This is a genomic window from Streptomyces sp. CC53 (assembly GCF_001865245.1).
GTDB lineage: Bacteria > Actinomycetota > Actinomycetes > Streptomycetales > Streptomycetaceae > Streptomyces.
Genome location: NZ_MKXB01000163.1, coordinates 22,560 through 44,485 on the forward strand (window position 1 = coordinate 22,560; position 21,926 = coordinate 44,485).

Here is a 21,926-nt window from a genome sequence, read left to right on the forward strand (position 1 = left end):
GGGTGCCCCAGACGTCCGGGCCTCGCGGAATGGGCCGGTGGACGCGGCGACGCACGCCCCGGGCCGGGGAGGTGCGGCCCGCTCCCCTGCTCCGCGGCGCCCCAGCCGAGCGAGGGAGAGCCCCACGTGACCATCGCGCCCGCGGATCCGGCCTCAGCGGCCCCTGCCGCCACCGACACCGACGCGCCCGGGACCGCGCTCCTGCGGACCCTGACCGACCTCACCGCGGACCTCCCCGACGCCGACCCCGGCCGGGTCGCCGCCGCCGCGCTGCGCGGCCGGCACGCCGGGTCGGACGAGGCGGAGCTGCGGGATCTCGCCACCGAGGCCGCCGCCGGCCTGATCTCCGAGGACCCGGTGTACTCCCGGCTCGCCGCCCGGCTGCTGGCGCGCACCATCGCCGAGGAGGCCGCGGGCCAGGGCGCGGTGTCCTTCACCGCGTCCGTCGCCGTCGGCCACCGCGAGGGGCTCGTCGCCGACCGCACCGCCGGCTTCGTGCGGCTCCACGGCGAGCGGCTGGACGCGGCGATCGACCCGGAAGGCGACGACCGCTTCGGCTACTTCGGTCTGCGCACCCTGTACTCCCGCTACCTGCTGCGCCACCCGATCACCCGCAGGGTCGTCGAGACCCCGCAGCAGTTCATGCTCCGCGGGGCCTGCGGGCTCGCCGAGGACGAGTCCGCCCGCGCCCTGGAGGAGGTGCGCGCGCTGTACGGGCTGATGAGCCGGCTCGACTACCTGCCGTCCTCCCCCACGCTGTTCAACTCCGGCACCCGCCACCCTCAGATGTCCTCCTGCTATCTGCTGGACTCCCCGCAGGACGAGCTGGACTCGATCTACGACCGCTACCACCAGGTGGCGCGGCTGTCGAAGCACGCCGGCGGCATCGGCCTGTCGTACTCCCGCATCCGCGCCCGCGGTTCGCTGATCCGCGGCACCAACGGGCACTCCAACGGGATCGTGCCGTTCCTGAAGACCCTCGACGCCTCCGTCGCCGCCGTCAACCAGGGCGGCCGCCGCAAGGGCGCCGCCGCCGTCTACCTGGAGACCTGGCACGCGGACATCGAGGAGTTCCTGGAGCTGCGCGACAACACCGGCGAGGACGCCCGGCGCACCCACAACCTGAACCTGGCGCACTGGATCCCCGACGAGTTCATGCGCCGCGTCAACGACGACGCCGAGTGGTCGCTGTTCTCCCCGTCGGACGTGCCGGAGCTGGTCGACCTGTGGGGCGAGGAGTTCGACGCCGCGTACCGGGCGGCCGAGGCGAAGGGCCTGGCCCGCAGGACGATCCCGGCCCGCGACCTGTACGGCCGCATGATGCGCACCCTCGCGCAGACCGGCAACGGCTGGATGACGTTCAAGGACGCCGCCAACCGCACCGCCAACCAGACCGCCGAGCCCGGTCACACCGTCCACTCCTCGAACCTGTGCACGGAGATCCTGGAGGTCACCGACGACGGCGAGACCGCCGTGTGCAACCTCGGTTCCGTCAACCTGGGCGCCTTCGTGGCCGACGGGGACATGGACTGGAAGCGGCTGGACGAGACCGTCCGCACCGCCGTCACCTTCCTGGACCGGGTCGTCGACATCAACTTCTACCCGACCGAGCAGGCCGGCCGCTCCAACGCCCGGTGGCGCCCGGTGGGCCTCGGCGCCATGGGCCTCCAGGACGTCTTCTTCAAGCTGCGGCTGCCCTTCGACTCGGCCGAGGCCCGCGCCCTGTCGACCCGGATCGCCGAACGGATCATGCTCGCCGCGTACGAGGCGTCCGCCGACCTCGCCGAGCGGCACGGCCCGCTGCCCGCCTGGGACAGGACCCGCACCGCCCGCGGTGTGCTGCACCCCGACCACTACGGCGTCGAGTTCACCTGGCCGGAGCGGTGGGCCGCGCTGCGCGAGCGCGTCGCCTCGACCGGCATGCGCAACTCGCTGCTGCTGGCCATCGCGCCGACCGCGACGATCGCCTCCATCGCCGGCGTGTACGAGTGCATCGAGCCGCAGGTGTCCAACCTGTTCAAGCGCGAGACGCTGTCCGGCGAGTTCCTCCAGGTGAACTCGTACCTGGTGGACGACCTGAAGAAGCTCGGCGTGTGGGACGCGCAGACCCGCGAGGCGCTGCGCGAGGCCAACGGCTCCGTACAGGGCTTCACCTGGGTGCCCGCCGACGTCCGGGCGCTGTACCGCACGGCGTGGGAGATCCCGCAGCGCGGCCTCATCGACATGGCGGCCGCCCGCACGCCGTTCCTGGACCAGTCGCAGTCGCTGAACCTGTTCCTGGAGACGCCGACCATCGGCAAGCTGTCGTCGATGTACGCGTACGCCTGGAAGCAGGGGCTGAAGACGACGTACTACCTGCGTTCGCGCCCGGCGACCCGCATCGCCCGCGCCGCGTCCGCCACCCCGATCCCCGTGCAGCAGGCCCCGGCCGACCCCGAGGCCGTCGCCTGCTCCCTTGAGAACCCCGAGTCCTGCGAGGCATGCCAGTGACCACAGAACGCACCCGGAACCTGCTCGACCCGGGCTTCGAGCTGACCCTGCGCCCCATGCGCTACCCGGACTTCTACGAGCGGTACCGGGACGCCATCAAGAACACCTGGACCGTCGAGGAGGTCGACCTCCACTCCGACGTCGCCGACCTGGCGAAGCTGACGCCGGGCGAGCAGCACCTCATCGGCCGCCTCGTCGCGTTCTTCGCGACGGGCGACTCGATCGTGGCGAACAACCTGGTGCTGACGCTCTACAAGCACATCAACTCGCCCGAGGCGCGCCTCTACCTCTCCCGGCAGCTGTTCGAGGAGGCCGTCCACGTCCAGTTCTACCTGACGCTCCTGGACACCTACCTGCCCGACCCGGACGAGCGTGCGGCGGCGTTCGCCGCGGTGGAGAGCATCCCGTCGATCCGCGAGAAGGCGCAGTTCTGCTTCCGGTGGATGGACTCGGTGGAGAAGCTGGACCGGCTGGAGACCAAGGCCGACCGCCGCCGCTTCCTGCTGAACCTGATCTGCTTCGCCGCGTGCATCGAGGGGCTGTTCTTCTACGGCGCCTTCGCCTACGTGTACTGGTTCCGCAGCCGCGGTCTGCTGCACGGCCTGGCGACCGGCACGAACTGGGTGTTCCGTGACGAGACCATGCACATGAGCTTCGCGTTCGAGGTGGTCGACACGGTCCGCAAGGAGGAGCCGGAGCTCTTCGACGACGCGCTCGGCCAGCAGGTCACGGACATGCTGAAGGAGGCCGTCGAGGCGGAGCTGCAGTTCGCCCGCGACCTGTGCGGCGACGGCCTGCCCGGCATGAACACCGCTTCGATGCGCCAGTACCTGGAGTGCGTCGCCGACCAGCGCCTCCAGCGCCTCGGCTTCGCCCCGGTGTACGGCTCGGAGAACCCGTTCGCGTTCATGGAGCTCCAGGGCGTGCAGGAGCTGACCAACTTCTTCGAGCGCCGCCCGTCCGCCTACCAGGTGGCCGTGGAGGGCTCGGTGGACCTGGACGAGGACTTCTGACCTTCGGTCGGCCGACCGGTGGACGGCCCGCGCTCCGGAGGGAGCGCGGGCCGTGCCGATGCCGGTGCCGGTGCCGGGGTGGTCAGATGCCGCAGGTCGGCGCGGACCAGAAGCGGCTGCTGCGGTGGTCGAGGTGGGTGTGGTCGTCGTGGCCGGGGTAGCCGGGGCCGAGGATGCCCGGGAAGCCGTGGTACCGGGCCCGCTTGGCGAGGGTGCACAGCGAGTGCGGGCCGGCGCCGAGATCGGCGGCGTCACCGTAGAGGTGGCGGCTGTTCGACGAGCCGCCCACGGCGCTGTTGCAGGCGTGGGAGCGGAAGCCGCTGGTGACCCGGATCGACTGGTCGCCGAGGGCGTGCCGGAGGGCCTCCAGCTTCCACATCGTGCGCAGGGCGTTGGCCTTGGCGGTCGCGGCGCTCACGGCGCCCCCGGACCAGGTGGAGTTGCACTGGTTCAGCTCGGCGTAGCTGAAGTGGGCCGGGGTGCAGTCGGCGTCCTGGAGGGCGTAGATCTTGCTGAAGGTCGCGGGGCCGGCGACGCCGTCGGCGGTGAGGCCGTAGGCGGCCTGGAAGCGCTTGACGGCGGCTGCGGTCGCGGGGCCGTACTGCCCGTCGATCGCCAGGACCCCGCCGTAGCCGGGATAGCCGGCGACGCGGATCTGGAGCTGGCTGACGTCCGAGCCGGACGAGCCCTCCCGCAGCGTGCGGGGCCAGGTGTAGCAGGTGTCCGCCTGGGCGGTGCCGGCGGTCGCGATGCTCCCGGCCAACCCGACAGTCGCGAGCATGACAAGCGAGAGCAGCAGTCGTGCGGTACGTCGCAGCATGGAGCCTCCCGATCGTGGAAGCGGTCCACCGCAGCGTGGCGGGTGGGTCGACGCGCGTCAACCGCGCCTCAGCCGACGCCGTTCGTCGGGCGGATGACCACCGGATGACGTCCCGGCCCCGGGCAGCCTGCGGGAAGGGCCCCGCTCGGCACGAGCGGGGCCCTTCTCCTGACGACGGGACGCCGTCCGGTCAGTCGTTGGACACCACCGGGTAGCGGGGCGTGCCCTCCGCCATCTGCTTCAGCGCGTCCTTGCGCTCCCGCTTCGACAGCCGGTCGATGTAGAGGTAGCCGTAGAGGTGGTCCGTCTCGTGCTGGAGGCAGCGGGCGAAGTAGCCCGTGCCGCGCACCTTGATCGGGTTGCCCTTGACGTCCTGGCCGGTGACCTCGGCGTAGTCGGGGCGGGCCAGCGAGGCGTACGCCGTCGGGACGGACAGGCAGCCCTCGTTGGAGTCGTCGAGGACCCGCTGCTCCGGAGCCAGCTCGACCAGCCGGGGGTTGCAGACGACGCCCACGTGCCGCACGCCCTCGTCGTCCGGGCAGTCGTAGACGAACACTTTCAGGTCGACGCCGATCTGGTTGGCGGCCAGACCCACGCCCTCCGCGGTGCGCTGGCTGGCGAACATGTCGTCGACGAGCTGCGCCAGGTCGTCGTCGAACTCGGTGACGTCCTTGCACTCCTTGTGGAGCACGGGGTTGCCGACCACGGTGATGGGCCGGGACGTGCCGCGCTCGCGGTGCGCCCGCTCACGCTCCTCGCAGTCCTCGGTGTCGACGACGTACCCCTCGTCGTCCACGGGCAGGGTGCTGGTGCCGCCCTGCTGATCGGTCTCCTGCTGCGCCATGTCGGTCGTCCGAGCCTTCCGTCGTCAGTCACCGGGTTTTCTGCCCGTACAGAGTACGGGGCGGCGGCGAGCTGCGGCGGCCGGAGCTCAGCAGACCTCTTCCAGATCCCGCCACTCGCGGCTGTCCGGACTGTCCGCGACCCAGCCGTCGAGCAGCCCCCGCACCAGACCGGCGGGCGCCGCGATGCCGCACTCGCGCCCGGCACCCACAGGTCGCCCGACGTGCGGTGCCCCAGCGGGCCGGGATGCCCTGGCTCGCTGTGGTCGTGCGGGTCGAGGTGCTCGCCCTCGCCCTCGGCGCTGGGCATCCGCGACTCGGAGCAGGAGCGGCACAGCAGCCGCACCGACGAGGACCAGTCCTCGGCCGCGAAGCCGGCGTCGGCGGCGAGCCTCTCCAGTGCGTCCCGGTCGGCCTCGGTGGCCGCCTCCAGCAGGACCACCCAGGTCGGCACGGGTGAGGGCGCCCACAGCTCGATCTCGTCGAACACCGGGTAGCTGTGGCCCGTGGACGTCGTGCGCTCACCGTTCGGGACGCCGTCGTGCAGGACGACCTCGCCCCAGCGCCGCCCGGACGACGGCAACGGGATCGACAGCACCTCCATGCGCGCCGGGTCGAGCCTGCGGCCCCAGACCACCTCGGCCTCGCCCTCGGGCGACAGCCGCACGGCGGCGCTGCCGAGCTCCATGCCGACGGGCTCGCCGCCCGGGGCGGTCCTGTCGGGCACCTTCAGCCCGTACGCCTGCCAGGCGCGGCGGGCGAGCGGCCAGTCCTGGAGGGCGGTGGCGGCGATGCCGACGTTCCACCAGTCGGGGGCGCCGGTCTCCCGGTCCAGCAGGGCGACGGCGCGCAGCCCCGCGGCCCTGGCCTGCTCCCAGTCGTGCCGGAACTTGTGCAGCAGGGCGAGGTTGAACCAGGACTCGGAGAGCCAGGGCTCAAGGTCCGCCGCACGGGTCAGCAGCGCGCCCGCGTCCTCGTACCGCCCGTCCCCGATCAGCGTGAACGCGCGGTCGGTGGCCTGCCGCCACGAGGCGGAGGGCCGATGCCGTACCTTCCCGAAGATCCTCACGATTCCCGCCTACCGGTCACTGAAGGTCTCTGCCCCCGGACACCCTCTTGCTGGCATCCAACCATGCCCGGTCGCACGCCCGCTCATTACCCATGGGTTACCCCGCAATCCGCCCGGTGACGCCGTCCGCGGAACCACTGCGGGCGCCTCCTCCCCTGCCGTCGCCGCCGGTGCCGCCCGCCGCACCGCCCCGGGCGAGGACCCGGGCGAGCGCCTCCACGACCGCGGGGTGGTGGTCCCGGGCCGTGTCCAGCCGGAGGCGTTCCAGGGCGCGGAAGGCTCCCTGGGCGCTTTCCCCGGAAAGGTCGTCGTACGCGTTGGCCGTGCGGACGATCCGCGCGGCGAGGGGCTGCTCGGCGTACGGGGTGGCCTGGCGCTCCACGACCACGGCGACGGCGGGGGGCACTCCCGTCCGGCGTACGACGGCCCCGCCGAGGAGCGCGATGCGGTGCTGCTCGGCCTCCGGCAGGAGGGCGGTGGCGCCCTGCGGCACGGGGTCGACGAGGGACAGCTGCCCGATGTCGTGCATGAGCGCCGCATACTCCAGCACGGTCAGGTCCTCACCGGACAGGCCCAGCTCGCGGCCGATGGCCCGGCTGAGCACGGCGACGCGGTGGGCGTGGCCCGGCCGTGTGTACCCGGCGACCTCGGTGGCCCGGGCCAGGGACGCGATGGTCTCGCGGTAGGTCCGGCGCACGGCGGCGTAGCGCCCGAAGGCGAGCTGCGTGACGAGCAGCGGCACGCACAGCAGGGGCAGCGCCCACAGCCCGGCGACGGCCACGGCGAGGGCCGCCACCGCGCCGGTGGCGCACACGGCCGACCCGATGCCGAGGAGCCCGCGCAGCTCGTCGCGGAGCAGCGACGGATACGGGTGGCCGGTGCGGGCACCCGCCAGGAAGGCGGCGAGGACGGCGTCGCACAGGGCGGTGAGCAGCAGCAGGAGCACCAGGAAGAGCACGTGCCCGGTGGGTCCGGGCAGTGCGCCGGAGGAAGCGGTCGGCTGGAAGCAGACGGCGGCGAACACGGTGGTCAGCACCCGCCGCGCGGCCTGGTCGGCGTAGCGCTGCCCGCGTCCGCACGCGACCTGCGGTACGGCCCCGGCCAGGACCCCCGCGGCGACCACGGTCACGGACTGGGCGACGCCGTGCCCGGGCAGCAGGGCGTACGCGAGCGCCCCTGCGGCGGCCAGGGGCGCCTGCTCGCGCCGGTGCGGCCCGTTCCGCGGCCGGGCCAGCTCGCCGATCGCCACCAGCATCCCGAACGCCAGCGCGGTTCCCGGCCGGGTCACGCCGTGCCACAACGTCCATCCGAGGCATCCCCCGCCGGCGAGCGCGGCTGCCCCGTGCACGGCGAACACCGGTCCCGCGGCGGTGCGCCTGTTCACTGCCGCTGTCCCGGTGCGGTCCGACCGGCCGCCGGCGCCGACGGCGGTGCGGCCGGTGAGGGAGCGGCCGGCGGAGGCGGGGGCGCGGGGCCGGAGGGGGGCGCGGCGCCGGACGGGGGCCGCGGCGGCGGGACGCTTCCGCGTGCGGGTTCGAAGGGGGAGCCGGGTTCGTCGGAGGTGACGGCGGTCTGCCAGCCGTGCCGGGCCAGCGCGTCCGCGAGGGCCCGCACCACGGCGGGGTCGAACTGGCTGCCCGCGCACCGCGCCAGCTCCTGCAGGGCCGCGGCGACGGGCCGGGACCTGCGGTACGAGCGCGTGGACGTCATGGCGTCGAAGGCGTCGGCGACGGCGACGACCCGTGCCAGCTCGGGGATCTCCGCGCCGCGCAGTCCGTAGGGGTAGCCGGTGCCGTCGAGCCGCTCGTGGTGGTGGAGGATCGCGGCGCGGGCCTCGCCGAGGAACCCGATGCCGCGCACCATCTCGTGCCCGTACTCGGGGTGCAGCTCGATGATCCTTCGCTCCTCCGGGGTCAGCGGCCCGTCCTTGCGCAGAATCCGTGTGGGGACGCCGAGCTTCCCCACGTCGTGCAGGGTGCCGGCGAAGCGGACCGTCTCCAGTCGGGCCTCGTCCATGCCGAGTTCACGCCCGATCAGCTCCGAGGCCCGGCCGACGCGTTCACTGTGCCCGCGCGTGTAGGTGTCCTTCAGGTCGACGGCCTGCACGAGGGCGCGGATGGTCGCCTGGTGGGCGGCGCGTTCCCGGTGGTACAGGGCGAACACCCAGCAGGAGACGGACATCGGCAGCAGCGCGAAGAGCGCGGCGGGCCAGCCGTACGGGCTGCGCCACAGCACCGCCGTCATGAGCCCGACGAGCCCATGTACGGCGTGCGGGGCGAGGGAGCGGACGAGCAGCCCGCGCCAGGCGTTCCGCACCGGCACGCGCTCGGCGGTGGCGAGGACGCCACCGTCCAGGGCGGCGAGTACCAGGCAGAAGCCGAGCACGGCACCGCCGGCGGGTACCAGCGCGTACGGCAGGTCGGGGGCGGGCCCGCCGCCGCCCAGGGCGGCGGGCCCGCCGAGCAGCGCGGCGGCCCGGGCGGCCGTCCAGGTGGCGAGCGCGAGCCGGGCGGCCCGCCACAGGCGCCGGGGCCGCGGGGCGTGGAGCTGCCCGACGGGCGAGACCAGTGCCCCCGGGACGGCGGTGAGCGCCGCGGCGGCCGGCGGCAGCAGCAGCGCGGCGGCCAGCAGGACGGCGAAGAACGTCCCCGCCCAGTGGGCGGACCTCTCGCACAGCGCGTACAGCGCGGCCAGCAGCGCCACGGCACCCCACGGGGTCCCGGAGCCCGCAGCGAACGCGGGCGCGGCGCAGGCGGCGGCACACGTCGCGGCCCCCGCGATGTACCAGCGCGCCGCCAGGGGAATGCCCGCCACCGCTCCTCCGCCTCCCGTCGGCCGGCCCGAGTGCCACCAGGCTGGCCAGGCTAACGAGCGGGTACTCCCCCGACGGCCGTACGGTGCCGATTAGCACCTTCGGGTGACGCGCGCCGGGCGGCCCGCCTCTCGGCCGTGCACACGGCGGGCCCGGGCCGGCACCCGGCGCGCCGCGTCGGGGACGTCTGCACCCGGCCGTCCGTGTCCCGGTGCCCGTCGGCGCGGACCACCGCCCTCCGCCGTGCCGGGAGGCTCCCGCGGGCCCCGGCCGTCCGTGTCCCGGTGCCCGTCGGCGCGGACCACCGCGCTCGCCGTGCCGGGAGGCTCCCACCGCGGGGACGGTGACACCGTCGGCACGCGGCGCCTGCCGGGGGCGGGCCGCCTGCGGGGCGCCGGCCGGGCCGGTGGGCGAAGCGGTCAGGCGCCCACCGCCGGGGCGGGCGCGGGACGCGCCCCGGGGCTCGCGGCCGGCGGGGCGGTGGGCGGCCGTGGGGCGGGCCGCGGCACGTACGCCTCCGGCCCCGCGCCGCTTCCCGTGTCCGCGGACGACAGCGGGGCGCCTCCGCGCCGTGTGCGCGGGAGGCGCCCCGTGGGCTGCCGGGTCGTGCGCGGGACTACTCCGGGGCCGCAGCCGGTACATCCTTCGGCGGGGCGGCGACGTCGTGGTCCGGTACGGTCTCGCCCGCGCGGATCAGCTCGATCCGGCCCATCACCTTGGCGCGCAGGTCGGTCGGCACGTCGTCGTGGCCGCAGCACCGCTTGACCAGCTTCTTCACGGCCTGCTCCAGCCCGTACTTCTCCAGGCAGGGGGAGCACTCCTCGAAGTGCGTCTCGAACTTCGTGCAGTCGCTGTCGGGCATCTCACGGTCGAGGAACTCGTAGAGATGGTCCAGGACCTCAGAGCAGTCCGTCTCGTGCGGCTCTCCGCAGCTCATGAGCCCGAGCCTTTCCGGTCGTTCATGGACTCTCCTGCGCCCGCGGGCACCAGCCCGCGGTCCCGGGCGTAGTCCTCGAGCATGCCGCGCAGCTGGCGGCGCCCGCGGTGGAGCCGGGACATCACGGTGCCGATGGGCGTACCCATGATGTCCGCGATCTCCTTGTACGCAAAGCCCTCGACGTCCGCGAGATAGACCGCTATGCGGAACTCCTCCGGGATCGCCTGGAGGGCTTCCTTCACGTCGGAGTCGGGAAGGTGGTCGAGCGCCTGGGACTCCGCGGACCGCAGACCGGTCGACATGTGCGACTCGGCGCGGGCCAGCTGCCAGTCCTCGATCTCCTCGGCCGCGCTGCGCTGCGGTTCGCGCTGCTTCTTGCGGTACGAGTTGATGAACGTGTTCGTGAGGATCCGGTACAGCCACGCCTTGAGGTTGGTGCCCTCGCGGAACTGGTGGAACGACCCGTACGCCTTCGCGAACGTCTCCTGCACCAGGTCCTCGGCGTCGGCCGGGTTCCGCGTCATCCGCAGGGCCGCCGAGTACATCTGGTCGAGGTAGCCGAGGGCGTCCCGCTCGAAGCGCGCGTTGCGCTCGCCGTCCGTCTCCTCGGGGCCGTTGGTCCCCGTGTCGGTCCCAGTGACCGGACCCACCTCCTCCAGCGCCGCGGCGAGACCGAGTCCGGACCCGCTCGAATCGGAGAATAGTCGACCATCGGTCGACCGTCCCTTCCGATGCGCCGCGTCCGCCGCGGGCGTCGCGGCGGCTCCCAGGGGTGCGCCGCCGACCGGGGCCGTGGAAGCCGCGGGCGCCGGCAGCACCGTCCAGTCGAGCTCCACGGCGCGTGACCGGTTCGGGCAGATGGTCGAACCCATGCGGCGGACTCCCTCTCCTGACTCTGATGTGACCGACGCTGGGTGCAACAGCGCCGCACCCCTGGTCATTCCCGGCCCACGGGGACGGCGTGTCAGGCGCCGGCCAGGTCTTCGTCAGACCTCGTCAGGCCCCGTACACGCGGTCGTCAGGGCTCGGCGGGCTTCGGCTTCATCCAGCAGGACGGCGGCGGCCCGCCCTGCGCCGCGCGCGCTCCCCGCCGGGCTCCACCGGCCGTCCACCGGCTCCCACCCGGTCGCCGCACCCCGTCCGGCCCGACCGCCGTACGTCCTCGACCCCCGGTCGCCGCCCCGCGTGCGCCCGGTCTTCGGTCCGCCTTCGCCGGGTGTTCCTCAGCTCTTCGCCGGGTCTTCGCTCCCTCGGGCGCGTCGGCCTGCGGGCGGTGCGTCGCGGAGCCCTCCCCGGACCCCGCCGCCGGCCTCCTGGTCAGAGTCGCAGGAGCCAGTCGGCGACAGCGCCCGTGAGGACCTCCAGGGCTTCCTCCTGGGTGATCGCGGCCCGCTTCGGTACGGCGAAGCCGTGGTCGGCCGACGGGACCGCCACCAGCTCGTGGTCACCGGCCGGGAACTCTTCCGGCTTGCCGAAGGGATCGTTGCCGCCCTGCACGACGAGCGCCGGCACGCCTGCGCCGAGCAGTTCGGCGGCGCGGGAGTTCTCGGGCCTGCCCGGCGGGTGCAGGGGGAACGACAGGGCCAGTACCGCGTGCGCGTCCAGGGCGTGCGCCGTGCGGCAGGCGACCCGCGCTCCTGCGCTGCGGCCTCCCGCGACGACGGGCAGGCCGGGGGCGCGCAGCGCGGGCCACAGCTCGCGCCAGGCGGTGTCCAGGGTGCGGGGCGCGGGTGCCAGCTTCCGGCCCGCCACCCGCCAGGGTTGCTCGACCAGGGCGACGGTCGCCCCGGCCTGCGGCAGGCGGGCGGCGAGGGCCTGCAGGTCGCGGGCCTCGACGCCGCCGCCGGCGCCGTGGCCGAGCGCGACGGTGAACCGGGCGCCGGCCCCGGCCTCGTACCAGGTGACGCGGGCGTCCCCGGCGCCGGTGGGAATGGTCTCGGTCGTGGTCACGGGCCCCATCCTCCACCCCCGGCCGCTCAGAACAGGGTGCCCACCTCCGGAGCGTCGAGCTCCGTCAGCAGCTCGGGCCCGTTGTTGCGGACGTTGCTGACCGCCGTGCTGACCGGGTAGGCCCGCATGAGGCCCTCCGGTGGCGGGACGAGCAGGGCGCGCAGTTCGCCGGTGTCCGTGCGGGCCGGGTCGAGCCAGGCGTCCCACCGGTCGGGCGGCAGCATCAGCGGCATCCGCGGGTGGATGTCGGCCAGCGAACGGGGGCCCTCGGCGGGGGCCACGCCGAGCGGGCCCCGCTCCGCCTCCGTGGTGATCACCGAGCACGTGGCCCGCCACGCCAACGGGTGGTCGGGCGGCAGGCCGGGATCACGCCAGAACTCGTACACCCCGGCCATCGCGAAGACCGACCCGTCGGCGGGCAGCACGAAGTACGGCTGCTTGCGGGGCCGCTTCTTCTTCCCCTCGACCTCAAGCTGCCGCTCGCCCTCGCCGGTCACCCACTCGTAGTAGCCGTCGGCGGGGATGATGCAGCGGCGTGCGGCGAAGGCGCGGCGGAAGGCGGGCTTCTCGTGGACGGTCTCGGCCCGGGCGTTGATCATCCGGGCGGCGCCCTCCGGGCTCTTGGCCCAGGAGGGGACCAGGCCCCACCGGAGAATGCGCAGCTGACGAACCGGACGCGGCGACTCCGCGTCTTTGAGGGGACGGTCGAGGACCGCGTACACCTCTTTGGTGGGGGCGACGTTCCAGTCGGGCTCCAGGGCCTCCTCGGGCTCCCACCTCCGTATCCCGAAGATGTCCACGAGGTCCTCGGGCTTTCGACTCGCCGCGTAACGTCCGCACATACTTGCCAACCCTGCCACGATCACCGCCGCACCGAGGAGCAGATCCGCACATGGCCGTCCCCGCAGACCCGTCGTCCGACGCCCTGTCGGCCGACGTCCTGTCCGAACTCCTCGGCACCCAGCCCTCCCCCGACCTGTGGCTGGTCGTCGTGACCGCGGTGGCCGCGCTCGTGGCGACGGCGCCACGGCCCCTGTGGCGACTGTCGCGGAACGCCGTGACCATCGCGCACGAGGGCGGCCACGGCCTGGTGGCGCTGTTGACGGGGCGGCGCCTGGAGGGCATACGGCTCCACTCGGACACCAGCGGCCTCACCGTGAGCCGGGGCAAGCCGACGGGCCTGGGCATGATCCTCACGGCGGCGGCCGGCTACACCGCGCCGCCCCTGCTGGGCCTGGGCGGGGCGGCGCTGCTGGCGACCGGCCGGATCACGCTGCTGCTGTGGGTGGCGACGGCCCTGCTGCTGGCGATGCTGCTGATGATCAGGAACGTGTACGGGGCGCTGACCGTGGTCCTCACGGGCGGGGCGTTCCTGCTGGTGTCGTGGCTGACGGGGCCGCAGGTGCAGGCGGGTTTCGCGTACACGGCGGTGTGGTTCCTGCTGCTGGGCGGGGTGCGCCCGGTGTTCGAGCTCCAGTCGCGCCGGCGGCACGGGGAGGCCGCGGACTCGGACGCCGACCAGCTCGCCCGGCTCACGAACGTGCCGGCGGCGCTCTGGCTGTTCCTCTTCCACGCCGTGTCCCTGTGCTCGCTGATCGGCGGGGGCCGCTGGCTGCTCGGTCTGTGACCTGGCGGGCCCACTAAAGTGAGGGGCATGACCGAAACCCCCGCGCACCCTGATCTCTGGCCCGCCCCGCACGCGAGCGGACCCGTCGACGCGACCGTCGCCGTGCCCGGTTCCAAGTCGGTCACCAACCGCGCTCTGGTGCTGGCCGCGCTCGCCTCCGAGCCGGGGTGGCTGCGCCGCCCGCTGCGCTCCCGGGACACCCTGCTGATGGCGGAGGCGCTGCGCGCCCTGGGCGTGGGCATCGAGGAGACGGTGTCCTCCAGCTCCTCCGCCGCGGGGGACCCCGACGGCACGGGCGAGGCGTGGCGGGTGATCCCCGCGGGGCTGCACGGCCCGGCGCAGGTGGACGTGGGCAACGCGGGGACCGTGATGCGGTTCCTGCCGCCGGTGGCGGCGCTGGCGGACGGGCCGGTCCGCTTCGACGGCGACCCGCGGTCGCACGAGCGGCCGCTGCACGGAGTGATCGACGCGCTGCGGGTACTGGGCGCCCGCATCGACGACGGCGGGCGCGGCTCCCTGCCGATGACCGTGCAGGGTGGCGGGGCGCTGGACGGCGGCAAGGTCGACATCGACGCCTCCTCGTCGTCGCAGTTCGTCAGCGCCCTGCTGCTGTCGGCGCCGCGCTTCAACCAGGGCGTCGAGGTGCGGCACACCGGTCCGCGGCTGCCGTCGATGCCGCACATCCGGATGACCGTCGACATGCTGCGCGCGGTGGGCGCGCAGGTCGACGAGCCGGAGACGGGCGGCGAGCCGAACGTGTGGCGGGTTTCGCCGTCGGCGCTGCTGGGCCGCGACCTGGTGATCGAGCCCGACCTGTCGAACGCCCAGCCGTTCCTGGCGGCGGCGCTGGTCACCGGCGGGCGGGTGACCGTCCCGGACTGGCCGTCGCGGACCACCCAGCCGGGGGACGCGCTGCGGGAGATCTTCACCGGGATGGGTGGCTCCTGCGAGCTGTCGGAGGCCGGTCTGACGTTCACCGGTTCGGGTCGTATCCGGGGTATCGACGTGGACCTCGGCGAGGTCGGCGAGCTGACGCCCGGCATCGCGGCGGTGGCCGCACTGGCGGACTCGCCGTCGACCCTGCGCGGGGTGGCGCACCTGAGGCTGCACGAGACGGACCGGCTGGCCGCGCTGACCAAGGAGATCAACGGGCTCGGCGGCGACGTCACCGAGACGGAGGACGGGCTGCACATCCGGCCGCGTCCGCTGCACGGCGGCGTCTTCCACACGTACCACGACCACCGCATGGCGACGGCGGGCGCGATCATCGGCCTCGCCGTGCCGGGGGTGGAGATCGAGGACGTGGCGACGACCGCCAAGACCCTGCCCGACTTCCCGCAGATGTGGACCGAGATGCTCGCGATCGAGGCCTGACCGACATGCGCCGCTACGGCAGGAACGCCGACGAGGACGACATCCGCGTCCGCCCCAACCGCAAGGGCAACCGCCCCCGTACCAGCATCCGCCCCAAGCACGAGGACGCCGCGGAGGGCATGGTGCTCACCGTGGACCGCGGCCGGCTGACGTGCCTGGTCGACGGCCGGGTGGTCATGGCGATGAAGGCGCGGGAGCTGGGCCGCAAGGCGGCGGTCGTGGGTGACCGGGTGGCGCTCGTCGGCGACCTGTCGGGGGAGAAGGACACGCTGGCCCGCATCGTGCGGATCGGGGAGCGGGCCTCGGTGCTGCGGCGCACGGCCGACGACGACGACCCGTACGAGCGGGTGGTCGTCGCCAACGCCGACCAGCTGGCCATCGTGACGGCCCTCGCGGACCCGGAGCCGCGGCCGCGGCTGATCGACCGCTGCCTGGTGGCGGCGTTCGACGGCGGCCTGGAGCCGCTGCTGGTCCTCACCAAGTCGGACCTGGCGCCCCCGTCGGCCCTGCTGGAACTGTACGGCGCACTGGACATCCCGTACGTGGTGACGAACCGCGAGGACCTGTACGACGGGCATGCGGCGGAGGTGGTGCGGGAGCACCTGGCGGGGCGGACGACGGCGTTCGTCGGGCACTCGGGCGTCGGCAAGACGACCCTGGTGAACGCCCTGGTGCCGGAGGACCGGCGGCGGGTGACCGGAGTCGTGAACGCCGTGACGGGCCGCGGCCGCCACACCACGACGTCGGCGCTGGCGCTTCCGCTGGCCGGCGACGGGGAGGGCTGGGTGATCGACACGCCCGGCGTCCGGTCCTTCGGCCTGAATCACGTGGACCCCGGCCGGGTCATCCACGCGTTCCCGGACCTGGAGCCGGGCACGGAGCGCTGCCCGCGCGCGTGCAGCCACGACGAGCAGGACTGCGCGCTGGACGCGTGGGTGGCGGAGGGGCACGCCGATCCGGCGCGGCTGTTCTCCCTGCGGCGGCTGCTGGCGACGCGGGAACGGCACGAGGGCGACTGATCCACCCGACGCGTCCGTCCTGGCGTCGTACAGGTGGGTGAGCGCACGGAGCGGGCGCGGCGCCCGTCGGCGACGCGCCACGGGCGATGGCGTGGCGGGTGGTGGCCGCGCGGCGCCTGGAGACCGATTCTCCCTTTCCCGTGTGCTGCGAGCTCTCGCACGGGTTCACCCGGCTGTGGCCGACGCTCGCCTCCGTGGCGTTCGCCCCCGGAAAGCTCCGGTCTGCTGACGCCGGCGCTGCGGCCGGGGGATGTGGGCCCGGCGTACCCGGTGTGGACGGGCGTCGGGGCCCCGGGCAGGGCGGTGCACGCGGTGGTGCTGTTCCCAGGTGACCTGGTGTCGGCGCGGAAGGTCCTGTCGATCAGCCTCGTGGTCGTCGGCGTCGTCGGCCTCCGGCTGCCGGGGCACTCCCGCTGACCCGCTGGTACCGCATGCCGACGCACCCGACGGCGACCCACGCCGCGAAGAGCGCGCCGGCGGTGGCGAGTCCGGCGGTGGTGCCGGTGACGCCCAGCACCAGCAGCACCGGGCAGAGGACCATGAGGAAGCGGGGCGCCGAAGTGACGGCGTCGACGCGCAGGAGCAGGCGCAGCAGTCCGGAGGACGGGGTCGGCGCCGGGGCCGGGGAGGGGTCCGCGGGGTCCACGCCGGCATTCTCCTCCCGGCCGCGGGGCCGCCCGCGGCCGGGGCTGCGTTTCCGTCAGGAACGCGGGGGCGGGGGCGTGTCGGGCCGGTGCGGTCCGTGGCGGGGCCCCCGATAGAGTCGGGCGCATGGCCGACTACCACGATGACCTGCGTTTCGCCCACGTTCTCGCGGACGCCGCGGACGCCGCCACGATGGACCGGTTCAAGGCGCTGGACCTCAAGGTCGAGACGAAGCCCGACATGACGCCGGTGAGCGAGGCGGACCGGGCCGCGGAGGAGGTGATCCGCAGTCACCTCCAGCGGGCGCGCCCCAGGGACGCGATCCTCGGCGAGGAGTACGGCGTGGAGGGCACGGGCCCGCGCCGCTGGGTGATCGACCCCATCGACGGCACGAAGAACTACGTGCGCGGGGTGCCCGTGTGGGCGACGCTGATCGCGCTGATGGAGGCCGGCGAGGACGGTACGTACGAACCCGTGGTCGGTGTCGTGTCGGCGCCCGCGCTGAACCGCCGCTGGTGGGCGGCCAAGGACCTCGGCGCGTACACCGGCCGGAACCTGACCTCCGCCTCGCGCATCCGGGTGTCGCAGGTGTCCCGGCTCGCGGACGCGTCGTTCGCGTACTCCTCGCTGAGCGGCTGGGAGGAGCGCGACCGGCTCGACGGCTTCCTCGACTTGACGCGGGCCTGCTGGCGCACCCGCGCGTACGGCGACTTCTGGCCGTACATGATGGTCGCGGAGGGAGCCGTGGACATCTGCGCCGAGCCGGAGCTGTCGCTGTGGGACATGGCCGCCAACGTCATCGTGGTGCAGGAGGCCGGCGGCACGTTCACCGGCCTGGACGGCAGGCCCGGCCCGCACAGCGGTGACGCGGCCGCGTCGAACGGACTCCTGCACGAGGACCTGCTGGGGTACCTGGCACCGAAGAAGGACTGACCGGCAACGGGGGGACGGCCTGGACGGCGGGCGACCGGCCCGCCCCGGGGAGACGGCCCGCCCATGAGGGGAGGCGGCCCCGGGGCCCACTGCTACCGGGAAGCGCGCCCGACCGCGCCGGGCGCCCGCGGCTCGGGGGAACGCGCCCGACCGCGCCCCGCGCCCGCCGCGGGGCCCGCGACGCGGGGCGCGCCCTCTTGTCGGGTTCCCTTCACCCTGTCACTCTGAGGATCCCCCCACTTGTGCACTTGTGAATCCCTTCCCTTGCGAGGGGTTCACCAGAGGAGGTGGTCCCCCTTCATGTACGTCCGCGACGCCATGAGCACCCTGATCCTCACCATCGGCCCCGCCCACACGCTCCGCCAGGCCGCCGCGCTGATGGCGGCCCGCCGGGTGGGCGCGGCCGTCGTCCTCGACCACGACAGCAGCCAGCTCGGCATCCTCACCGAACGCGACATCCTGGTCTCCGTCGGCGCCGGGCAGAACCCGGACCTGGAGATGGCGGGCGCCCACACCACCACCGACGTCGTGTTCGCGGCGCCGGGCTGGACCCTGGAGGAGGCGGCCGACGCGATGGCGCACGGCGGCTTCCGGCACCTGATCGTCCTCGACGGGGACGGCCCGACCGGGATCGTGTCCGTCCGCGACATCATCCGCTGCTGGGTGCCCGCCGGGCGTCGGGCGGCCGCGGCCGTACCGGCGGTGAGCTGATCCGGCGGTCGCGCGAAGGGTTTCCGCCGCACGCCGGAGGGCCGGTCCCCGCGAACGGGGTCCGGCCCTCCTCCTACGACAAGCGATCCAGTGCTGGCGTCAGCCGCGCAGGGCCTGGACCGCGGCCTCCAGCCGCTTGCCGAAGTCACCGTCGGCCCGACGGAAGTTGTTGATCGCGCGCTCCGCGATGTCGTCGCGCGAGACCTTGGAGATGAAGCCCGCCAGGTTCTCGATCAGGCGCTCCTTCTCGTCCTCCGCCATCAGGCGGTAGAGGGCGCCCGCCTGGACGAAGTCGTCGTCCTCGGCGTGGAAGGGGGTGGCCGTCTCACCCGTGCTGCCCGTGACCTCCACCGGCTGCCACAGCGGGCGGTCCGTCTGGGCCGGGCCGCCGAAGCTGTTCGGCTCGTAGTTCTTCGCGCCCTTGTGGCGGCCGTCGTACAGGTAGCCGTCACGGCTGTTGGTGCGCGCCTCGGTGGCGTGCGGACGGTTCACCGGCAGGTGGTCGGCGTTGATGCCGACGCGGTAGCGGTGGGCGTCGCCGTACGCGAAGAGGCGGCCCTGGAGCATCTTGTCGGGCGACGGGCCGATGCCCGGCACGAAGTGGGCGGGCGAGAAGATCGACTGCTCGACCTCGGCGAAGATGTTCTCCGGGTTGCGGTTCAGCTCCAGCTTGCCGATCTCGATCGGCGGGTAGTCCGCGTGCGGCCACACCTTGGTGAGGTCGAACGGGTTGAAGCGGTACGTCGCCGCGTCCGCCGCCGGCATGATCTGCACCTGGACGGTCCAGGACGGGAAGTCGCCGCGCTCGATGGCCTCGCGCAGGTCGCGCTGGTGCGAGTCGGGGTCCTCACCGGCCAGCTTGTTGGCCTCGTCCTGGGTGAGGTTCTTGATGCCCTGGTCGGTCTTGAAGTGGTACTTGACCCAGAAGACCTCGCCGGCCTCGTTGTTCCACTGGTACGTGTGGGAGCCGTAGCCGTTCATGTGGCGGTACGAGGCGGGGATGCCGCGGTCGCCGAAGAGCCAGGTCACCTGGTGCGTCGACTCCGGGGAGAGGCCCCAGAAGTCCCAGACGTTGTCCGCCTCGGTCGACCCGGTGTAGGGGTCGCGCTTCTGGGTGTGGATGAAGTCCGGGAACTTGATGGCGTCCCGGATGAAGAACACCGGGGTGTTGTTGCCGACGAGGTCGTAGTTGCCCTCCTCGGTGTAGAACTTCAGCGCGAACCCGCGGGGGTCGCGCACCGCGTCCGGCGCGCCCAGGTTGCCGGCGACCGTCGAGAACCGCAGGAAGGTCTCGGTCTGCTTGCCGACCTCGGAGAGGAACTTGGCACGGGTGTAACGGGTGACGTCGGCCGTCACGGTGAAGGTGCCGTACGCGCCGGCGCCCCGGGCGTGCACGACGCGCTCCGGGATGCGCTCCCGGTTGAAGTGCGCGAGCTTCTCCAGCAGGAGCTGGTCCTGGACCAGAACCGGACCGCCGACACCCGCCGTCTCGCTGTTCTGGTTGTCGGAGACCGGCGCTCCGGCCTCCGTGGTGAGGGGTCCCTGCGTCACAGTGCGCCTCCTGCGATCTCTGCGTGAAGTCCTGTCCCTTGGCCAAAGCCGTAGCCGATCCTACAATGGACTTTGTCTAAGTCAAGCGCGCTTCCAAACCCACACCCGTTCGGGACTGAGTTCCCCCGCCTGTTAGGCTGAATTTCATGAGTGACCTGTTGGAACGCCTGCGCGGCCGCGGCTGGCGGATGACCGCGCAGCGCCGCGTCGTGGCTGAGGTCCTCGATGGAGATCACGTCCACCTGACCGCCGACGAGGTCCACGCCCGTGCGGCGGAGCGGCTTCCGGAAATCTCCCGCGCGACCGTGTACAACACGCTCGGCGAGCTGGTCAGCCTGGGCGAGGTCCTCGAGGTCTCGACGGACCGCCGCGCCAAGCGGTACGACCCGAACGCCCACCGCCCCCACCACCACCTGGTGTGTGCCCGCTGCGGCGCGATACGGGACGTCCACCCGACCGGCGATCCGCTGGCGGACCTCCCCGAGGCGGAGCGTTTCGGCTTCGCCGTATCGGACGTGGAGGTCACCTACCGCGGGATCTGCCCGGGCTGCTCGGGCGCCTGACAGGACACCCCCGACGACGAGCCCCCGGTGCGCCGCCACGGCGCACCGGGGGCTCCGTCCGTATGGCACGACACCCCCGCAGGGCATCTGGCCTACGGACGGTCGGGGCGTCACGCAAGACGGCTTCCGGCCATTCCGTGCGACGGGCCACGCGAGCAGCGCCGAAGACGGGGGCGTCGCCATATCGAGCACCACACACACCGAAGGCCCGGATCCTGGAGGATCCGGGCCTTCGGCTTTCAGTAGCGGGGACAGGATTTGAACCTGCGACCTCTGGGTTATGAGCCCAGCGAGCTACCGAGCTGCTCCACCCCGCGTCGGTGAACACCACCTTACGGGACCGGAGCGTGCGCGTGCAAATCAGCCCTACGCGGTGAGCTCCTGGTGCAGTGCCTCGCTGAGCCGCGCCGCCCTCTCGGCCACCTCCGCCGGCCCGAGCTCCACGGCCCGGGCGCACCAGTGGCGGCCCTCCGCGAGCTCGCCCCGCCGGGCGGCCAGCAGGGCGAGGCGCAGCGCGGCCCGCCCGTGGCCGGCGCGGGCGGCGCGGGCCCACCACAGGGCGGCCTCCCGCTCGTTGCCGTCCCTGGCGAGCAGCAGCCCGAGGTTGAAGGCGCCGTTGCGGCTGCCCGCCTCGGCGGCCTCGCGGTACCAGCGGGCGGCGCGGGCGACGTCGCCGCGGGCGGCCGCGAGCATGCCGACGCGCACCTGGGCGCGCCGGTGCCCCTGGACGGCGGCCCGCTCGTACCACTCCTCGCACTCGGTCGTCGGCGCCTGCGGCTCGCCCAGGGCGGGCGGGCCCTGCACGGGCTGCCGGGCGTCGAGGACGGTGGCGAGCCGGAACGCCGCCTCGGCGCTGCCGCCGCCCGCGGCGGTGCGCAGGTGCCGCTCGGCCTCCCGCTCGTCGCCCTCGCGGAGCTTGGCGATGCCCACCTGCAGGGCCGCCTCGGTGTGGCCGGCGGCCGCGGCCCGCTCGTACCAGCGCAGGGCGGTGCGGTCGTCGTCGCGCCCGGCGTGGAGGATGCCGAGGTTGAAGGCGGCGTCGACGCTGCCGGCCTCGGCCGCCTTGGAGAACCACGGTTCCGCGCCGTGGGTGTCGCCGGCCTGGAGGAGCAGGATGGCGAGGGCGTTGGCGGCCTCCCGGTGGCCGGCGTACGCGGCACGGCGGTACCACTGTTCGGCCTTGGGCGTCTTCCCCTGGGCGGCGAAGAGGAGGCCGAGGTTGTAGGCGCCGTTGACGTCGCCGGCGTCGGTGGCCTGGCGGTACCAGCGCTCGGCGGTCTGGTACTCGCCGCGGGCCGCGTGCAGGGCGCCGAGCGCGTTGGCGGCGTTCCCGTCGCCTTCCTGTGCGGCGCGCAGCCACCACACGGCGGCGCTCTCCTCGTCGCCCGCGTCGCGCAGCAGGAACCCGAGGGCGCAGGCCGCACGGGGCTCGCCGTCCTTGGCGGAGGTCAGGTACCAGCGGCCGGCCTCCTTCAGCTCGCCGCGCTTCTCCAGGATCGCCCCGAGGTGCAGGGCGGCGCGGCGGTGCCCGCGCGCGGCGGCCCGCCGGTACCACTGCTCGGCGCTGTCG

General features: G+C 73.8%; 19 protein-coding genes, 1 tRNA gene and 2 pseudogenes. 9 read left to right on the forward strand and 13 right to left on the reverse strand.

The features are described from left to right. Positions 1-126: 126 nt before the first annotated feature. On the forward strand, positions 127-2,490 hold the full coding sequence (locus BJP40_RS19740; RefSeq protein WP_071281503.1) for a ribonucleoside-diphosphate reductase subunit alpha: 2,364 nt from the start codon (positions 127-129) through the stop codon (positions 2,488-2,490). Further along, a complete protein-coding gene (locus tag BJP40_RS19745; protein ID WP_071281504.1) occupies positions 2,481-3,503 on the forward strand; it encodes a ribonucleotide-diphosphate reductase subunit beta in 1,023 nt (340 codons plus the stop codon). Before BJP40_RS19740 ends, BJP40_RS19745 begins: the two co-directional genes overlap by 10 nt. Before the next feature lie 82 nt (positions 3,504-3,585). Here the strand turns inward: BJP40_RS19745 and BJP40_RS19750 are convergent, their stop codons facing one another. From BJP40_RS19750 to BJP40_RS19790, 9 genes and pseudogenes are all read right to left on the reverse strand, one after another. After that, positions 3,586-4,323, reverse strand: a complete 738-nt coding sequence (locus BJP40_RS19750; RefSeq protein WP_071269566.1) for a D-Ala-D-Ala carboxypeptidase family metallohydrolase — start codon at positions 4,321-4,323, stop codon at positions 3,586-3,588. A 190-nt stretch (positions 4,324-4,513) separates the two neighbouring features. Next, the gene (gene def / locus BJP40_RS19755; RefSeq protein ID WP_071281505.1) at positions 4,514-5,167 is read right to left on the reverse strand and encodes a peptide deformylase; all 654 of its coding nucleotides are present in this window, start codon (positions 5,165-5,167) and stop codon (positions 4,514-4,516) included. An 87-nt stretch (positions 5,168-5,254) separates the two neighbouring features. Then, a pseudogene (locus tag BJP40_RS19760) lies at positions 5,255-6,234 on the reverse strand (tetratricopeptide repeat protein). Positions 6,235-6,331: 97 nt separating this feature from the next. Next, positions 6,332-7,618 (reverse strand): HD-GYP domain-containing protein, encoded by a 1,287-nt coding sequence (locus BJP40_RS19765; RefSeq protein WP_071281506.1) that lies wholly within the window; start codon positions 7,616-7,618, stop codon positions 6,332-6,334. After that, positions 7,615-9,048 (reverse strand): HD-GYP domain-containing protein, encoded by a 1,434-nt coding sequence (locus BJP40_RS19770; RefSeq protein WP_079171308.1) that lies wholly within the window; start codon positions 9,046-9,048, stop codon positions 7,615-7,617. The genes BJP40_RS19765 and BJP40_RS19770 overlap by 4 nt, the downstream gene beginning before the upstream one ends. 614 nt (positions 9,049-9,662) lie before the next feature. Then, positions 9,663-9,983: a mycothiol system anti-sigma-R factor gene (gene rsrA, locus BJP40_RS19775; protein WP_071271457.1), complete on the reverse strand. Its 321-nt coding sequence runs from the start codon at positions 9,981-9,983 to the stop codon at positions 9,663-9,665. Continuing rightward, positions 9,980-10,633 (reverse strand): sigma-70 family RNA polymerase sigma factor, encoded by a 654-nt coding sequence (locus BJP40_RS19780; protein WP_071281519.1) that lies wholly within the window; start codon positions 10,631-10,633, stop codon positions 9,980-9,982. Before BJP40_RS19780 ends, rsrA begins: the two co-directional genes overlap by 4 nt. Before the next feature lie 667 nt (positions 10,634-11,300). Beyond that, positions 11,301-11,942: an alpha/beta family hydrolase gene (locus BJP40_RS19785; protein WP_071281507.1), complete on the reverse strand. Its 642-nt coding sequence runs from the start codon at positions 11,940-11,942 to the stop codon at positions 11,301-11,303. Between the two features lie 17 nt (positions 11,943-11,959). Beyond that, positions 11,960-12,775 carry an SOS response-associated peptidase gene (locus BJP40_RS19790; protein WP_071281508.1) on the reverse strand — a complete coding sequence of 272 codons (816 nt, stop codon included), beginning with the start codon at positions 12,773-12,775 and terminating at the stop codon, positions 11,960-11,962. Positions 12,776-12,825: 50 nt separating this feature from the next. Here BJP40_RS19790 and BJP40_RS19795 point away from each other — a divergent pair, with 50 nt between their 5' ends. From BJP40_RS19795 to BJP40_RS31985, 4 genes and pseudogenes are all read left to right on the forward strand, one after another. Then, positions 12,826-13,560, forward strand: coding sequence for a M50 family metallopeptidase (locus BJP40_RS19795; RefSeq protein WP_071281509.1), 735 nt, complete (start codon positions 12,826-12,828; stop codon positions 13,558-13,560). Between the two features lie 27 nt (positions 13,561-13,587). Next, a complete protein-coding gene (gene aroA / locus BJP40_RS19800; protein ID WP_071281510.1) occupies positions 13,588-14,934 on the forward strand; it encodes a 3-phosphoshikimate 1-carboxyvinyltransferase in 1,347 nt (448 codons plus the stop codon). A gap of 5 nt (positions 14,935-14,939) precedes the next feature. Beyond that, the gene (gene rsgA, locus BJP40_RS19805; protein WP_071281511.1) at positions 14,940-15,953 is read left to right on the forward strand and encodes a ribosome small subunit-dependent GTPase A; all 1,014 of its coding nucleotides are present in this window, start codon (positions 14,940-14,942) and stop codon (positions 15,951-15,953) included. An 86-nt stretch (positions 15,954-16,039) separates the two neighbouring features. Continuing rightward, positions 16,040-16,370: pseudogene (locus tag BJP40_RS31985) on the forward strand (multidrug efflux SMR transporter). Here BJP40_RS31985 and BJP40_RS19810 read toward each other — a convergent pair. Beyond that, positions 16,315-16,599 carry a hypothetical protein gene (locus BJP40_RS19810; RefSeq protein ID WP_071281512.1) on the reverse strand — a complete coding sequence of 95 codons (285 nt, stop codon included), beginning with the start codon at positions 16,597-16,599 and terminating at the stop codon, positions 16,315-16,317. The pseudogene BJP40_RS31985 and the gene BJP40_RS19810 sit on opposite strands and share 56 nt — an antisense overlap. A 125-nt stretch (positions 16,600-16,724) precedes the next feature. Between BJP40_RS19810 and hisN the strand changes: the two genes are divergently transcribed. Both hisN and BJP40_RS19820 read left to right on the forward strand, forming a co-directional pair. Further along, positions 16,725-17,531, forward strand: a complete 807-nt coding sequence (gene hisN / locus BJP40_RS19815) for a histidinol-phosphatase (RefSeq protein ID WP_071281513.1) — start codon at positions 16,725-16,727, stop codon at positions 17,529-17,531. A 300-nt stretch (positions 17,532-17,831) separates the two neighbouring features. Then, positions 17,832-18,242 carry a cyclic nucleotide-binding/CBS domain-containing protein gene (locus BJP40_RS19820; RefSeq protein ID WP_071281514.1) on the forward strand — a complete coding sequence of 137 codons (411 nt, stop codon included), beginning with the start codon at positions 17,832-17,834 and terminating at the stop codon, positions 18,240-18,242. 99 nt (positions 18,243-18,341) lie between these two features. Here BJP40_RS19820 and BJP40_RS19825 read toward each other — a convergent pair whose 3' ends face one another. Continuing rightward, a complete protein-coding gene (locus tag BJP40_RS19825; protein WP_071281515.1) occupies positions 18,342-19,793 on the reverse strand; it encodes a catalase in 1,452 nt (483 codons plus the stop codon). Positions 19,794-19,939: 146 nt separating this feature from the next. On the opposite strand from BJP40_RS19825, the gene BJP40_RS19830 reads away from it, so the two are divergent. Beyond that, entirely contained in the window at positions 19,940-20,356 is a 417-nt protein-coding gene (locus BJP40_RS19830; RefSeq protein WP_071281516.1) for a Fur family transcriptional regulator, read from the forward strand. Between the two features lie 243 nt (positions 20,357-20,599). On the opposite strand, the gene BJP40_RS19835 is transcribed toward BJP40_RS19830, so the two are convergent. Both BJP40_RS19835 and BJP40_RS19840 read right to left on the reverse strand, forming a co-directional pair. After that, positions 20,600-20,673 (reverse strand) — tRNA-Met (locus BJP40_RS19835). Positions 20,674-20,722: 49 nt separating this feature from the next. Continuing rightward, the coding region (locus BJP40_RS19840) for a tetratricopeptide repeat protein (protein ID WP_143065974.1) at positions 20,723-21,926 on the reverse strand (1,204 nt) is incomplete at its 5' end.